Annotated in this window: 9 protein-coding genes; 4 read left to right on the top strand and 5 right to left on the bottom strand. The window is 66.6% G+C overall.

Annotated features, from left to right (window positions below):
* Positions 1 to 88: 88 nt before the first annotated feature.
* Genes ASG20_RS09815 through ASG20_RS09805 form a run of 3 tightly spaced genes read right to left on the bottom strand, consistent with a single transcriptional unit; the run spans position 89 to position 2,303 of the window.
* Positions 89 to 322: a hypothetical protein gene (locus ASG20_RS09815; RefSeq protein WP_156364204.1), complete on the bottom strand. Its 234-nt coding sequence runs from the start codon at positions 320 to 322 to the stop codon at positions 89 to 91.
* Complete coding sequence (locus ASG20_RS09810) at positions 322 to 1,512, bottom strand: glycosyltransferase (RefSeq protein WP_056051503.1); 1,191 nt, start codon at positions 1,510 to 1,512, stop codon at positions 322 to 324. Before ASG20_RS09810 ends, ASG20_RS09815 begins: the two co-directional genes overlap by 1 nt.
* Entirely contained in the window at positions 1,509 to 2,303 is a 795-nt protein-coding gene (locus ASG20_RS09805) for a DUF2334 domain-containing protein (protein ID WP_056052978.1), read from the bottom strand. Before ASG20_RS09805 ends, ASG20_RS09810 begins: the two co-directional genes overlap by 4 nt.
* A 337-nt stretch (positions 2,304 to 2,640) precedes the next feature.
* Here ASG20_RS09805 and ASG20_RS09800 point away from each other — a divergent pair, with 337 nt between their 5' ends.
* Together ASG20_RS09800 and ASG20_RS09795 are read left to right on the top strand one after the other, a co-directional pair.
* Positions 2,641 to 3,564: a hypothetical protein gene (locus tag ASG20_RS09800; protein WP_156364202.1), complete on the top strand. Its 924-nt coding sequence runs from the start codon at positions 2,641 to 2,643 to the stop codon at positions 3,562 to 3,564.
* Positions 3,561 to 4,070 carry a DUF2141 domain-containing protein gene (locus ASG20_RS09795; protein ID WP_056051499.1) on the top strand — a complete coding sequence of 170 codons (510 nt, stop codon included), beginning with the start codon at positions 3,561 to 3,563 and terminating at the stop codon, positions 4,068 to 4,070. Before ASG20_RS09800 ends, ASG20_RS09795 begins: the two co-directional genes overlap by 4 nt.
* Before the next feature lie 24 nt (positions 4,071 to 4,094).
* Here ASG20_RS09795 and ASG20_RS09790 read toward each other — a convergent pair whose 3' ends face one another.
* Entirely contained in the window at positions 4,095 to 4,556 is a 462-nt protein-coding gene (locus ASG20_RS09790) for an Lrp/AsnC family transcriptional regulator (protein ID WP_056051497.1), read from the bottom strand.
* A gap of 107 nt (positions 4,557 to 4,663) precedes the next feature.
* On the opposite strand from ASG20_RS09790, the gene putA reads away from it, so the two are divergent.
* The gene (gene putA / locus ASG20_RS09785; protein WP_056052977.1) at positions 4,664 to 8,266 is read left to right on the top strand and encodes a trifunctional transcriptional regulator/proline dehydrogenase/L-glutamate gamma-semialdehyde dehydrogenase; all 3,603 of its coding nucleotides are present in this window, start codon (positions 4,664 to 4,666) and stop codon (positions 8,264 to 8,266) included.
* Between the two features lie 430 nt (positions 8,267 to 8,696).
* On the opposite strand, the gene acnA is transcribed toward putA, so the two are convergent.
* Positions 8,697 to 11,381, bottom strand: coding sequence for an aconitate hydratase AcnA (gene acnA / locus ASG20_RS09780; protein ID WP_056051495.1), 2,685 nt, complete (start codon positions 11,379 to 11,381; stop codon positions 8,697 to 8,699).
* Positions 11,382 to 11,808: 427 nt separating this feature from the next.
* On the opposite strand from acnA, the gene ASG20_RS09775 reads away from it, so the two are divergent.
* Positions 11,809 to 15,345 carry an autotransporter domain-containing protein gene (locus ASG20_RS09775; RefSeq protein WP_056051494.1) on the top strand — a complete coding sequence of 1,179 codons (3,537 nt, stop codon included), beginning with the start codon at positions 11,809 to 11,811 and terminating at the stop codon, positions 15,343 to 15,345.
* Positions 15,346 to 15,656 lie beyond the last annotated feature (311 nt).

The following is a 15,656-nucleotide window of genomic DNA, read 5'->3' as shown; positions in this document are numbered from 1 at the left end:
TCGGCTACGGCATTGCTCCGAACTTCAGGAACCGAGACCGATACCGCGTCTCGCGGCGTCTGTCGCTACCGAAGGACGGTGGGGCGTTTCACAGGCTGCGGGACCGCGTGACGACCCGCCACAGCAGCACGATCGCGACCGCGATCAGCAGGAAGACCGCGGCGATCGGGGCGAGGTAGAAGAGCGGCGCCCGCCACGGCGTCGCGGCGACCGGTGGCGATCGGGTCAGGTCGTCGCGGATGGGTGGTCGCGCCACGGTGGTCGCGCTCGGCAGATCGTCCTCGCTGGTGTCCGGCATCGAGATCAGAGCCATGGCGGTCATCATGCCACGTCCAGCCGGCGTTCGGGCTGCGCAACCATATTGTCCTCGTACAAGGCGAGCAGCGCGTCGAAATGATCGTCCATCGTCCGGACCGGCCGGTCGAGGGGACCCGCCGCCGAGGCCAGCCGCGTTCCAGCAAACGCCAGGATCGCATCGGCGACCGCCTGCGTATCGCCGGATCGATAGAGTACGCCGTCATTGGCCTGCGCCAGATCGGCGGCGCCGCCGCGATCGGGTGCGATCAGGGTCAGCCCCGACGCGATCGCCTCGGCCGCGACGAAGCAGAAGGTCTCCGCCTCGCAGCCGTGGACCAGCGCATCGGCACTCGCCATCAGCCGGGCGATCGCGGTCCGGTCGCGGATCGGTTCGAGCAGGCGGACATGCGGGTTGTCGCCGATCGCGTCGATCACGCGCCGTTGCCGCGAACCGCCGCCGATGATCAACAGCCCGACCGGGGTATGCGTGCCCGCGACCGTCGCGGCCTGCGCGACCATGTCCCAGCGCTTCTCCGGCGCATGGCGACCGACGCCGATCAGCAACAGCGCATCCTCGCCCAGCCCGCACAGTGCCAGCATCTCGCGCCGCAGGTCGGCGTCGCGCAAGCGCGGCGAGAACTGGCCCGGATCGACGCCCATCGGATCGGTCGTCACCTTGTTGAGGCCGCCTTCGCGCAACCGCTGCGTCAGGCTATCGCTGGCGCTGACGATATGGTCGAACTGCGCGTCGAGCCGGCGCAGATGCCGCCAATACCAGTCGAACGCGCGATCGATCGCCTGGGTCGAGGCGACGTTGCCGAACCAGCGATAGGCGTAGGCGGACAGCGGATCGGCATGTGCGATCAGCGACAGCCGCGCGCGCGACCCCGACTGCGTCCGCCAGTCGGCGACCATCGATGCGCTGCGCCACGGCGACGACACCTCGACCACGTCGGCGTCCTCCTCGTCGAGCATCGCATGCAAGGCGGCGCGGTCGGCGAAGTAGCGATAGGAGCGGTCGAGCGGGAAGCGTGGCGATTTAAGCCAGCGCACGCGGGCGTTGGGGCCACGCTGTTCTTCACGATCCTCCTCGCCGGGGGCGATGACGACGACCTCGTGCCCGCGCGCGGCGAGCGCGACGAGCTTGCGGTCGATATAGGTCCGGACGCCGCCGCCGGTCGGCGTGTAGAATGCGCAGACGTCGACGATCTTCATGCTGCGATCCTCTCAACCGGTGCAGCTGACATCTGGTCGGCGACCAGGTCGGCGTAGCGCGATACCGTGCGGCGCTCGGCGAGCGTGCGCAGCGTGCGGTCGATGCTGGTCAGCAGCGATTCTTTGGTCACGTCGCCGGGGTGGACTGCGACTCGCATCGTCGGCATCCAGTCGGGCATGACGCGCGCCGCCGCCGCGACCGCGAGCGAACTGGCGGTCCGTGCGCGCGTCCGGCTGGCCCAGGTCACGACCGGGCCGCGCGAGACGATCGCGCCGGTGGCAGGCTGCCAGACGCGGAAATGATCCTCGGCCAGCGCGAAGTCGCACGCCTTCAGCGCGGCATGCGCGCCCGGTCCGTAGAGCCAGGCCGGCGCGATGAAGCCCGCGACCGAGCGGCCGATCGCGTGCTCGACCATGTCGCGACCCGCACGCATTCGGTGTTCGGCTTCGACCGCGTCGAGCCCGAGGAACTCGCCTTCGCCGGCGGTCATGTAGCGTGCCTTGAGCGCAGTGGCCGCATTGCGGTGATCGCTTGCGTCGCGGTGGAACCAGCCGTGCAGGAACATCTCGACGCCGGCATCGGACCATGCGCGCAGCCGCCGCTCGAACGCCGGGGCACGATCGAGCCGCGCGGCGCCCCAGTGATCGGGGACCACCAGCATCGCGAACTTCGGTCCGCCGAGGATCGCGTCGATCCGTTCGGCGAGCAGGTCGATCGGCGCGACGAAGGCGGGCGAGACGTCGTGGATCGAGACGACCAGACGCCGTTGCGCCGCCGATTTGCGTGCCATCGGCTTGGCGCCGGACGCTGAAAGACGCTGCCCCCCGCTCTGGTCGCCCCCGTTCTCGCTCTGGTCGCCCCCGCTCCGGTCGAATGTCGCCATGGTCTCGCCTTCATACGTCGCGCACTGATGACGGGACGGCGCCGCCTCGATGCTTCCGCAGTCCGCGCCGATCTCTACCGGCAAATTATTTCACTGATGGGACGGGCATCGCTGCGGCTCGGCGTTGCTGGCGGCGTCCTGTGGGCATGACCCGATCCGGATCACTCGCTTCGGCGTCGCTTGGCACCACACGCCTCTGCCGCCCGCCGCTGGCCCGATCCTGTTTCTACCGGAGCAATGTCGCATGACAGAGATGCCGCTGACGCTGACGCGCGCGCAGGTTTTTCCCGCCCTTACCCCGACCGTCGTCCGCAAGGGCTTCGTCGGCCGCTGGCTCGCGCCGCTGTTGTCCGCCGCGATCCTGATCGGCGCGCTGTGGCAACTGCGCAGCCTCGACGTGCCCGGCATTCTGCGCATGGTGCCGATGTCGCCGCTGTTCTGGGCGATCTTCGCGCTGGGCTATCTGGTCACGCCGTTCAGCGAATGGATCATCTACCGGCGGCTCTGGCGATTGCCACCGAGCGGCATTCTCGCGTTGCTGCGCAAGCGGATCAGCAACGAGATCATCCTCGGCTATTCGGGCGAACTGTATTTCTACGGCTGGGCGCGCAAGCACGCGACGATGGTCGGCACGCCGTTCGGCGCGATCAAGGACGTCGCGATCCTGTCCGCGGTGGTCGCCAACGTCTGCACGCTCGCGCTGGCAGCGGCGAGCTGGCACGCACTCGCCGCGCTGCACCTAGGTACCAGCGCGAAGGTCATGATCGTGTCCGCGGCGAGCATGGCGATCCCGTCGCTCGTCACGCTGGTGCTGCGCAAGCGCCTGCTGACGTTGCCGCGCCCGGAACTGACCCGGATCGCGGTCATCCATTTCCTGCGGATCGTCGCCACCACCGTGTTGGCCGCGTTGCTGTGGGCAGCCGTGATGCCCGCCGCACCGCTCGCCTGGTGGCTCGCGCTGGCGACGTTGCGGATGCTCGTGTCACGCCTGCCGCTGTTGCCGAACAAGGACATCGTGTTTGCCGGGCTGGTCGCGTTCACCGTCGGGCGGACCTCCGAAGTAACCGCGGTGCTGACGATGATCGCCGGGCTGTGGCTGGTCACGCATCTTCTGCTCGGCGCGGCGCTGACCGCGGTCGAACTCGCCACCATGGAGCGTAACAAGTGATCCTGTTTTCGATATTGGCGCTCGCCGCTACGCCTATTCCCTCGACGCCCAGGCTGGGCACCGTCGAGGCGCGCTGCCGACCTAACGAACCGGGGCCTGCGCTGATCGTCGACGTCGATGGGCTGAAGGACCGGGTCGGCGTGCTCCGCGCCGAACTCTACCCCGCGCGCGACGGCGACTTCCTCGCCGACGACAACGTCCTGATCGGCACCGGCAAGACCTTCCGGCGGTCGGTGATCACCGTGCCCGCGACCGGCGTGGTGTCGCTCTGCCTGCGCGTGCCCGCACCGGGCACCTACGCGCTCAGCGTCGTCCATGCGCGCGATGGCGGCCACGGCTTCAGCCTGCTCCACGACGGGATCGGCTTCGCCAGCAACCCCAAGCTGGGCCATTCCAAGCCGCATGCCGATCAGGCCAAGGTCGTCGTCCATGACGGCATCACCACCACGCACGTCGTCATGAACTATCGCAGCGGACTGTTCTCGTTCGCGCCGATCAAGCGCTAGTCACGGACCCGCCGGGCCCGTGAATCAGCGGGTCCGGTCCTTGACGGTTTCCATCGCCACGAAGGTCGACGTGCTCGCGACGTGCGGCAGGCTCGAGATCTTCTCGCCGAGCACCGCGCGGTAGCGGCGGATGTCGGCGGTGCGGACCTTTAGCAGATAATCGAAGCTGCTCGCGATCATGTGGCATTCCTCGACTTCGGGAATGCGACGGACCGCGGCGTTGAACGCCTTCAGCGCCTGCTCGCGCGTGTCGTCGAGCTTCACCTCGGCGAACGCGACGTGATCGAGACCCATCTTCTCGGCATCGACGATCGCGCAAAAGCCGCGGATCACGCCGCTTGCGATCAGTTTGCGCAAGCGAACTTGGCAGGGCGTCTTCGAAAGCCCGACAGCGGCCGCGAGATCGGTGACCGACATCCGGCCGTCCTCGAGCAGCGCAGCGACGAGCTTGTGGTCGAAGCCATCCATTTCGACTGTTGCGGGCATCAAATCACTCCGATCGATCTGTGGATGGCGCGTACAAAAGCGATATAGCCCGCCCGATGCCGATACATAAGTCGGATCGACTTTTGGAAGCGATCTATGGCGGTGGCATGACCAGTCAGCCCTTCGCCGCCTTCGCCCCCGCTATCCGTGAGGCTTCCCCGTTGCGATCGGCGATTACCGCCGCCTACCGGCTGGACGAGGCCGAGGCGCTCGCACCGTTGATCAAGTCCGCGACGCTCGACCCCGAAACGCACGCCGCGGTGCGCGAGACGGCGCGCGATCTGGTGACGCGGATGCGCGCCGAACATCGCGGTACCGGCGTCGAGGGGCTGGTGCAGGAATATTCGTTGTCGAGCCAGGAGGGCATCGCGCTGATGTGTCTCGCCGAGGCGCTGCTGCGGATCCCCGACGATGCGACGCGCGATGCGTTGATCCGCGACAAGATCGCCGGCGGCGACTGGACCGCGCATCTCGGCGGTGGCAAGTCGCTGTTCGTCAACGCCGCGACCTGGGGGCTGGTGGTGACCGGCAAGCTGGTCGGCAGCGTCGACGATCGCGGGCTCGGCGCGGCGTTGTCGCGGCTGGTCGCGCGGGTCGGCGAGCCGGTCATCCGCCGCGGCGTCGATCTGGCGATGCGGATGATGGGCGAACAATTCGTCACCGGCGAGACGATCAAGCAGGCGCTGAAGCGCGCACGCGAGCTTGAGGCCAAGGGCTTCGGCTACAGTTACGACATGCTCGGCGAGGCGGCGACGACCGCCGCCGACGCCGCGCGCTATTATGCCGATTACGAGACCGCGATCCACGCGATCGGCAAGGCGTCGGCGGGGCGCGGCGTGTATGCGGGGCCGGGCATTTCGATCAAGCTGTCGGCCCTGCACCCGCGCTACGTCCGCGGGCAGGCGGCGCGCGTGATGGACGAATTGCTGCCGATGGTGGCGCGTCTCGCCGTGCTGTCGAAGCGCTACGACATCGGCTTCAACATCGACGCGGAGGAGGCCGACCGGCTCGAACTGTCGCTCGACCTGCTCGAGAGTCTGGCGCTCGATCCCGATCTGGCCGGCTGGAACGGGCTCGGGTTCGTCGTCCAGGGCTATGGCAAGCGGTGTCCGTTCGTGATCGACTGGATCGTCGATCTCGCGCGGCGATCGGAGCGGCGGATCATGGTCCGGCTGGTCAAGGGCGCGTATTGGGATGCCGAGATCAAGCGCGCGCAGGTCGATGGCCTTGCCGACTTCCCGGTCTATACGCGCAAGCTCCATACCGACATCGCCTACATTGCGTGCGCGCGGAAACTGCTGGCCGCGCCCGCCGCGGTGTTCCCGCAGTTCGCGACGCATAATGCGCAGACACTGGCGACGATCTATCAGCTTGCCGGACCCGATTTCGCGATCGGCCAATACGAGTTCCAGTGTCTGCACGGGATGGGCGAGCCGCTGTATCAACAGGTGGTCGGCAAGGATAAGCTCGACCGGCCGTGCCGGATCTACGCGCCGGTCGGCACGCACGAGACGCTGCTCGCGTATCTCGTTCGGCGGCTGCTCGAGAATGGCGCGAACTCGTCGTTCGTCAACCGGATCGCCGATCCCGCAATTTCGATCGACGCGATGATCGCCGACCCCGTCGATATCGTGTCGGCGATGCCGAACCCCGGCGCGCGCCATGACGAGATCGCGCTGCCGGGCGGGTTGTTCCCCGATCGCCGCAACTCGGACGGCATCGATCTCAGCGACGAGACTGCGCTGGCGGCGTTGGGCGACGCTCTGCGAGAAAGCGCGGCGATCGCGTGGTATGCCGGTTCTAAGGACGTCAGTGAGACGCGTCCGGTGCTTAATCCTGCCGATCACCGCGACGTCGTCGGTCACGTTGCCGAGGTCTCCGTCGAGGAGGCGCGCGCTGCCGTGGCGCTGGCGGCTGCGAGCACCTGGTCCGCGACGCCGGCGGCCGATCGCGCGGCCGCGCTCGATCGTGCGGCGGACGCGATGCAGGCGCGGATGCCGATCCTGATCGGTCTCGTGATCCGCGAGGCGGGCAAGTCGGCGGCCAACGCGATCGGTGAGGTCCGCGAGGCGATCGACTTCCTGCGCTATTATGCACAGCAGGCGCGGACGACGATGGGGCCAGCGCAGATCGCGCTCGGGCCGGTGGTGTGCATCAGCCCGTGGAATTTCCCGCTCGCGATCTTTGCGGGGCAGGTGGCCGCCGCGCTGGTCGCGGGCAATCCGGTGCTCGCCAAGCCTGCCGAGGAAACCCCGTTGATCGCCGCCGAAGCGGTGCGGTTGCTGCATGAGGCGGGGATCCCGGCAGATGCGTTGCATCTCGTTCCCGGCGACGGCGCGATCGGTGCGGCGCTGGTCGGTGCGCCCGAGACGGCCGCGGTGATGTTCACGGGGTCGACCGACGTAGCTCGGCTGATCCAGCGCCAGTTGGCGACGCGGCTGTCCGCCACCGGCGCGCCGATCCCGCTGATCGCCGAGACCGGGGGGCAGAACGCGATGATCGTCGATTCCTCGGCGCTGGCGGAACAGGTCGTCGCGGACGTGTTGGCGTCGGCGTTCGATAGTGCGGGACAGCGGTGCTCTGCGCTGCGCATCCTGTGCCTGCAGGAGGAGGTCGCCGATCGCACGCTGGCGATGCTAAAGGGTGCGCTGCAGGAGTTGCGGATCGGCCGTACCGACCGGCTCGCGATCGATATCGGTCCGGTCATCACCGCCGAGGCGAAGGCGGGGATCGATTGGCATGTCGCGCGGATGCGCGCGGCGGGGCACCGGGTCGACCAGCAGGACCTGCCGGCCGAATGCGCGCACGGCACGTTCGTCGCGCCGACGATCATCGAGATCGGTCACATCGGCGACGTCGAGCGCGAGGTGTTCGGGCCGGTGCTCCACGTCATCCGGTTCAAGCGCGATAAGCTCGACGCGCTGATCGATGCGATCAATGCGACCGGGTATGGGCTGACCTTCGGGCTGCACACGCGGCTCGACGGGACCGTCGCGGACATCACCGCGGGGGTGAAGGCGGGCAACATCTACGTCAATCGCAACGTCATCGGCGCGATCGTTGGCGTGCAGCCGTTCGGCGGGCGTGGGCTGTCGGGGACTGGTCCCAAGGCGGGCGGTCCGCTGTATCTCGGGCGGCTCGTGACCGAGGCCGCGAACGCGCAGATCGGGTCCGGCACGGCGATGCCGCTGCTCGACTCGTTCATCGCGTGGCTGGGGCAACGTGGCCATCGCGCAACCGCCACCGCCGCGCGTCTTTATCGCGACGAGTCGGCGCTGGGTGTCGAGACGCTGCTGCCGGGCCCGGTCGGCGAGCGCAACGTCTATGCGCTGCATCCGCGCGGGCGTGTGCTGTTGAAGCCCGCCACGCCAGCGGGGTTGCTGGAGCAGATGGCGGTCGTGCTGGCGACGGGCAATCGTGCGCAGGTCGAGGGCATGGCGTTACCCGAGGGGATCCCTGCTGCGGTCGCTTCGGTGTTTGCAGAGGACGGCGATGCGCCGTTCGCCGCGGTGCTGGTCGAGGGCGATGCGGCGGTGGTGACGCAGATGGTCGAACGGGTGGCGGCGATGCCCGGGCCGATCGTCCTCGTCCATGCGGCCAAGCTTGGCGCGCCGCTCGCCTACACGCCCGACTGGCTGCTGGAGGAGGTATCGACCTCGATCAACACGACTGCCGCAGGGGGCAATGCAAGCCTGATGATGATCGGCTGAGGCGGCGCCCAGGGTAGGCGGGCATGAAATTCATGCCGAAGCGCGTATTAATTGTAAAAATGTCGCTCGAACACGCGACCGACATATCCCTGCAACATATCGGCGCGAAAGGGAGAGCGTCGCCGCTCCCTCTCCCCCTGTGGACGGCGACTTTGACCGGGTCCCCCCTGTCCCGGTCTTCTCCCTGAACTACGGGGCGACCTTCACGGTCGCCCCGCCTTTTTGTGTTCGGGAACACGCGGGATCTCGGCGCTAGACGCCCGGCAATAACCTGAGATTTTGGGACTCTATCGATCCTTCCCCGCCAGGGGGAGGTGGCAGGCGCTTGCCTGACGGAGGGGGAGGTAAGGGAAACCTCTGTTCCGACGTCCTCCCCCTCCGTCGCCTACGGCGCCACCTCCCCCTTGCGGGGGAGGATCGTAGGGCAGTCTTACGCGGCCAGCTTGCGCAGGACGTAGTGGAGGATGCCGCCGTTGAGGAAATATTCCAGCTCGTTGACGGTATCGATCCGGCACTTGGTCTGGAACGTTTCGCTGCTGCCGTCGGCGCGGGTCATCTTGACCGTGACGTCCTGGCGCGGGCGGATGCTCGCGACGTCGAGGATCGTGAACGTCTCCGAGCCGTCGAGGCCGAGCGTCTTGCGATCGGTGCCTTCGGCGAACTGCAACGGCAGCACGCCCATGCCGACCAGGTTCGAGCGGTGGATGCGCTCGAAGCTCTCGGTGATCACGGCGCGGACGCCGAGCAGGTTGGTGCCCTTCGCCGCCCAGTCGCGCGACGAGCCGGTGCCGTATTCCTTGCCGGCGACGATCACGAGTGGCGTGCCGTCCTGCTTGAAGCGCATCGCGGCGTCGTAGATCGCCATGACTTCGCCGTCGTACTTCGACATGCCGCCCTCGATGCCGGGGACCATCTCGTTCTTGATGCGGATGTTGGCGAAGGTGCCGCGCATCATCACGTCGTGGTTGCCGCGGCGTGCGCCATAGCTGTTGAAGTCCGCCTTGCTGACCTGATGCTCCTGCAGGAAGCGACCAGCGGGGCTGTCGGCCTTGATCGAACCGGCCGGCGAGATGTGATCGGTGGTGATCGAATCGCCGAGGATCGCAAGCGGCTTGGCGTCGATGATGTCCTGCACCGGCGACGGCGTCATGCTGAGGCCCTCGAAGTACGGTGGGTTGGCGACATAGGTCGACCCTGCGCGCCATGCGTAGGTGTCCGAGCCCGTGACGTCGATCTCGCGCCACTTGGCGTCGCCCGCATAGACGTCGCCGTAGCGCGCACCGAACATGCCGGCGTCGATGTTGGCGTCCATCGTCGTGCGGACTTCCTCGTTGGTCGGCCAGATATCGCGCAGATACACGTCCTGGCCATCCGAACCCTGACCCAGCGGCGTCTCGATCATGTCGGTCGTGACGGTGCCCTTGATCGCATAGGCAACGACCAGCGGCGGCGAGGCGAGGAAGTTGGCGCGGACGTCGGGCGAGACGCGGCCCTCGAAGTTGCGGTTGCCCGAGAGCACCGACGCGGCGACGAGGTCGTTCTCGTTGATCGCGGCCGAGATCGCAGGGGCCAGCGGCCCCGAGTTACCGATGCAGGTGGTGCAGCCGTAACCGACGAGGTTGAAGCCGAGCGCGTTCAGGTCGGCGGTGAGCCCGGCCTTGTCGAGATAGTCGGTGACGACCTGCGAACCGGGGGCGAGCGAGGTCTTAACCCAAGGCTTCGACTTGAGGCCAAGTGCGTTGGCCTTGCGCGCGACGAGACCGGCGGCGACCAGCACCGACGGGTTCGAGGTGTTGGTGCAGCTGGTGATCGCGGCGATGACGACGTCGCCGTCGCCGATGTCATGCTCGCGACCCTCGACCGCGACGCGCGCGGGCTGCTCCTTGTGGTACAGCTTGTGGAGGTCGCTGTTGAACACCTCGTCGACCTTGTTGAGGCTGACGCGGTCCTGCGGGCGCTTCGGGCCGGCAAGCGACGCGACGACGGTGCCCATGTCGAGCTCGAGCGTGTCGGTGAAGACGGGATCCTCGGCGTTCTCGTCGCGCCAGAAGCCGTTGGCCTTGGCATAGGCCTCGACCAGCTCGACATTTTCATCGGACCGAGCCGTGAGGCGCATGTAATCGAGCGTCTTGTCGTCGATCGGGAAGAAGCCGCAGGTCGCGCCATATTCGGGCGCCATGTTGGCGATCGTCGCGCGATCGGCGAGCGTCATCGACGACAGGCCGGGGCCGAAGAACTCGACGAAGCGGCCGACCACGCCCTTGGCGCGCAGCATCTGCGTGACGGTGAGCACGAGATCGGTGGCAGTGATGCCTTCGTTCAGCTTGCCGAGCAGCTTGAAGCCGACGACTTCGGGAATCAGCATCGAGACGGGCTGGCCGAGCATCGCGGCCTCGGCCTCGATCCCGCCGACGCCCCAGCCGAGCACGCCGAGACCGTTGATCATCGTGGTGTGGCTGTCGGTGCCGACCAGCGTGTCCGGATACGCGATCATCGTGCCGTCGCCGTGGTCACCCGACGACGCCGACGACCAGACGGCCTGGCCGATATATTCAAGGTTCACCTGATGGCAGATGCCGGTGCCGGGGGGAACGACCTGGAAATTGTCGAGTGCCTTGCTGCCCCACTTCAGGAACTCGTAGCGCTCGATGTTGCGCTCGTATTCGAGGTCGACGTTGTCGTGGAACGCCTGCGGGGTGCCGAACTCGTCGACCATCACCGAGTGATCGATGACGAGGTGGACGGGGACCTGCGGGTTGATCTTCTCGGGGTTGCCGCCGAGCTTGGTCATCGCGTCGCGCATTGCGGCGAGGTCGACCACGCAGGGCACGCCGGTGAAGTCCTGCATCAGCACGCGGGCGGGGCGATACTGGATCTCGCGGTCGCTGCGACGCTCCTTCTGCCAGTCGACGATCGCCTGGATATCCTCGCGCGTGACGGTCACGCCGTCCTCGAAGCGGAGCAGGTTCTCGAGAAGGACCTTCATCGAGAAGGGCAGGCGGCTGATGTCGCCGAGCTGTTCCGACGCCTTGGCGAGGCTGTAATAGTCGTACGACTTGCCGCCGGTGGAGAGGCTGGTGCGGGTCTTGAGGGTGTCCTGGCCGATGGCAGTCATAGGGGTCCTTCCCGTGGGCGTCGGGCCGCCGGGCGCCGAGGGGAAAGCAGCCGTATAGGCCACGCGGGCGCGTCGGGGACCGAGCGAAAAATGCTGTTACCGGAGGGGCCTTAGCAAGGGGGAGCGCATCGGGGAAGGGTGGGGTTGCCGCGCTGCAAGGTATTCGGTCATCGCGGTATGCGCGGTAGCGCTACCGGTCGTTCGCGGTCGCGCGTAGAAATTTTGGTCTCCGCGGTCTGTCGGATCAGCCCGAGAGCACCGTAAGGGCGGTCGATCGGCCTGTGTCATATTTAACGCGTTTGTTACGAATAATTACAAAGGTGTGAAAGTCGACGGATCATCGATTGCGTTCGCAAAATGGTCTGCATAGCTTCCCTTCATGGTGCACGTTTCCGAAAATGGACGGCACGAACAGGGGGTTATACAGATGACGATCGTTTCTGCGGGCGCAACGAACTGTCTCACGCGTCGGTCACGGCTGAACCTGCTCGCGTCCACTGCGATCCTGATCGCGGCCGCCGTTCCAACGCTGGCGTCGGCGCAGGAGCGCCCGACGAGCGTCGACGTGATGGCGTATGGCAGCACGCTCAACCCCGCCGATCTGGTTACCCAGCCGAGCATCGTCATCAGCGCTCCGGGTACGCCGACCACCGCACAGGACGTCGCGGGTGGCGTGAACGGTGTCGGCCAGATGACGATCGATGCGGGCGGTGGAGGCCTCGGGATCTGCACCGGGTCGCTGATCAACCCGCGCACGGTCATCTTCGCCGCGCATTGCGTCAACGAGAACGGCGCCGGCACCGGTGCGCAGGACCCGTGGCAATATGGATCGAAGGGCGGTGGCATCCCGATCGCGTTCGGGTTCGCACAGAACAACCGCCCTGCGGTAATCGACTGGTTCCTGCCGACCACCGCGACCGGCGCGGTCAATGCTCAGCAGTACAAGACCAACACCGCCAACTTCCTGTATAACGTCAATCAGGTCGTCTATAATGCCGACTCGCTGAAGCTCGGTCTGTCGCAGAACTTCATCCAGGGCGATGTCGCGATCGCGACGCTCGATACGCCCGCCGCCAACGTGCCGACCTGGGCGCTGCTGCTCTCCGCGCTGCCGGCACCCGCGACGATCGGCGCGACCACGGGCACCGGCTATCACGTGACGATCACCGGCTACGGCCGCAGCGGGCAGGGCGGCACGCTGGTCGGCGATACCAACGGCATCGATTATCGCCGCCGCATCGCCGAGAACACGATCGGCATCCTCGGCTCGTTCGACGATCGCGACGCGTTCCTGTTCGGATCGACCAGTGGGCTGCCGCAGAACCTGTACCAGCTCGATTTCGACGATCCCCGCCGCGGTACCGCCGCCGCCAGCCCCTACGATTTCAATCTGTTCAAGGACGACGCGCTGCCCAACGAGGGTACGACCGCGGGGGGCGATTCGGGCGGTCCGCTGATCCTCGATCGCACCTTCGCCAAGCAGGTCGTGATCGGCGTCCTGTCGGGCGGTAACCGGTTCTACGGCGCGCAGCCGTTCGGTGCCTATGGTACGGCCAGCTTCTATCAGCCGCTCTATCTGTTCTCGGATTATATCACCGCGAACAATCCGTATCGCTATGCGCAGACCAAGGCGGGCGACGGTCAGTGGACCGACGCATCGCACTGGGTGACCGCGCTCGACCCGAACTACCAGATCATCGTCGACGGCAAGCTGGTCAACGGCGTCCCGACCAGCACCGGCGCTGGTATTGCCGGCGATGGCAACAAGTTCGGCCAGGTGTGCTTCCAGACCGATTGCGTCGACGTGAAGACGGGCGTCCAGACGGTCGACGGCGTTCCGGTGACGACGACCGCCGCCTCGCCGGCAGTCGTGACCAAGGTCGCGACGGGCGGTGTCGCCGCAGCCGGCATGATGCTGGAAACCGTGGCGCAGGGCGGCAAGGCCGACGCGTCGCTGCTGGCCAGCGCGGAGAACGTCGCGCAGGCCGGTAAGGACGTGACGGCGCTGGCGGTGCTGTCACCGACGCTCGCCAACGGCCTGCCGGGCGCGACCAACTTCGTCCCCAACAACATCGATCCCGATCGCGCTACGCAGCGTAGCGCGCGCTATTACGATGTCACGCTGGCAGCGGCGGGCACCACGACGCTCGCATCGTCGGTGACGGTCGACAAGTTCACCGTCGCGGGCAGCACGGCCAAGCTGGCGGTGACGTCGGCCGGGTCGCTGACCAGCCTGATGACGATCAACCAGGTGACCGGCACGGTGCAGAATGACGGCACGATCTCGACTCCGGGCGATTATTTCATGCTCGCCGGCCTGCTGACCGGATCGGGGCGGATCAACACGCCGTTCTTCACCAGCGTCTCGGGCATGATCGCGCCGGGCACGATGGGGACGATCGGGACGCTGACCGTTGCCGGCAACGGCATCCTGGCCTCGGGTACCAACCTGCTCGTTGATCTCGGCGCCAACGGCACGTCGGACAAGCTTGCCTTCGTGGCGACCACGTTCAATGCCAGTGGCGCGGCGACCAACGGGATCGTCAATCTCGGCGGCAGCGTCGGGTTCGCGCCCGTCGCGGGGCAGACCATCCGATCGAACGATATCTACACGATCGTGACCGCGCAGGGTGGGGTCAGCGGGGCGTTCAATGCGGCGACGCCGCTCAGCGCGATCCTGACGCCGAATTATGTTTACAGCGCCAATGCGGTGCAGGTGCGAATTGCTGCGGGGCAATACAGCAATGTCGTCGCCGCGACGCCGATCCAGACAGCGTATGCCGGACTGCTTGATCGCAACCGGTCAAACTATGCGGCGCTGAGCGGGCTGTACGGCACGCTCGACCTGCAGACCGCAGCGACGATCCGCTCGACGCTGGAGGGGCTCGCGCCCCGCGCGGAAACGCTGAAATCTAGCCTCGGCGTGGCGTCGGTCGACACGATGTCGCGGTTCTACCGCGATCGCATCGCGCAGATCGATACGCGCCACGGGCTCGGGGGTACGCTCGCGCTGATCGGCAAGCCGTTCCAGGTGGCCTCGCTGATGGCGAGCGACCTGCCGGGCGGGCAGGACATGATGAGCGACACCGGCGGTCCGGTCGTCCAGTCGGGCAAGCTTCCCGACGACATGGGTGGCTTCATCGCCGGCGGCTATATCGACGGCCGCAGCCGCTCGATGCCGACCGCGATCCCGTTCGGCGGCCACGACAAGTTCGACGGCTATTTCATCGCTGGCGGTCTGGAGAAGCAGGCCGGCGAGGGCGCGGTGGTCGGCCTGTCGGTCTCGTACACCGACACCGACGGCACCACCGGCGGGATCGCGCAGCGGGCGAAGGGCGCGCTGTACCAGGGGACGGTCTACGGCAAGCTGGAGACCGCGTCGGGGATCATCCTCGACACGCAACTCAGCGCGGGTGCGTTCGTCGCCAAGACCGATCGCAGCGTCGGCTTCGTCGGCACCAGCTACCGGTTGCGCAGCACCGACAACGCGCTGACGCTGGTCGGCGAGGTCGGCCTCGGCAAGGCGTTCGACCTGTCGATGCTGAAGGTCGGCCCGCGCGTGTCGATCCGCGCCAGCCATATCGGCTTCGGCAAGTCGATCGAGACTGGCGGCCAGAACGGGAGCGGCCCGGCGATGTTCGTCGACCGCGACAGCTTCGACAGCGTGCAGGGGCGTGCCGGGCTGTTCCTGAGTGGTGGCGCGTCGCTCAAGCCCTATGTCGCGGCCAACTATGTCCACGACTTCAACTCGACGCCGGGTGTGTTTGGCGCGAACTTCGTCGGCGGGATCGGTCCGAACGCACTGTTCGCGCTCGCGGGTCAGGACAAGAACTGGGGCGAAGTCAGCGGCGGACTGACGCTGGTCGGTGACCGAGTCGACGTCTCGATCGGCGCCGATACCACGATCGAGCGCAGCGACGTGTCGAACCAGACCTACAAGGGATCGATCAGCATCCGCTTCTGACAGGGCACCTCGATTTGGCGATAGGCGCCGATCCGGAAAGGGCCGTCCGCTGTAGCGGATGGCCCTTTTCGTTGTGCGTTCCGATCCCGAAGTGGCATTCCGACTCGAGCGAGACGTTCGGCATCTTTCGTCCGACCATCGATGCGGCGGCGTATTGTTGCCTGATGAAAGGATGATATTGATATTGGATAGTTCTTTCAGAACTAACAAATATTATGGTTTATTCGCGGGATAGCCGTTGCTGGGCTGCCTAAAATCCCAATTATACTTGGTCGATGTCTTGGAATTATCAGGCTTGTTTTGAGATCTTG

The sequence above is a fragment of the Sphingomonas sp. Leaf198 genome (genome assembly GCF_001424005.1).
Lineage (GTDB): Bacteria > Pseudomonadota > Alphaproteobacteria > Sphingomonadales > Sphingomonadaceae > Sphingomonas.
Note: the sequence above shows the minus strand (reverse complement) of the source record. Positions and strands in the feature narration are given on the sequence as shown.

Bases quoted from the DNA above. Each gene is read 5' to 3' on its own strand.
- ASG20_RS09800 (WP_156364202.1), top strand. From the start codon at position 2,641: ATGACAGAGATGCCGCTGACGCTGACGCGCGCGCAGGTTTTTCCCGCC.
- putA (WP_056052977.1), top strand. From the start codon at position 4,664: ATGACCAGTCAGCCCTTCGCCGCCTTCGCCCCCGCTATCCGTGAGGCT.
- ASG20_RS09815 (WP_156364204.1), bottom strand. From the start codon at position 322: ATGACCGCCATGGCTCTGATCTCGATGCCGGACACCAGCGAGGACGAT.
- ASG20_RS09810 (WP_056051503.1), bottom strand. From the start codon at position 1,512: ATGAAGATCGTCGACGTCTGCGCATTCTACACGCCGACCGGCGGCGGC.
- ASG20_RS09790 (WP_056051497.1), bottom strand. From the start codon at position 4,556: ATGCCCGCAACAGTCGAAATGGATGGCTTCGACCACAAGCTCGTCGCT.
- acnA (WP_056051495.1), bottom strand. From the start codon at position 11,381: ATGACTGCCATCGGCCAGGACACCCTCAAGACCCGCACCAGCCTCTCC.
- ASG20_RS09775 (WP_056051494.1), top strand. From the start codon at position 11,809: ATGACGATCGTTTCTGCGGGCGCAACGAACTGTCTCACGCGTCGGTCA.
- ASG20_RS09805 (WP_056052978.1), bottom strand. From the start codon at position 2,303: ATGGCACGCAAATCGGCGGCGCAACGGCGTCTGGTCGTCTCGATCCAC.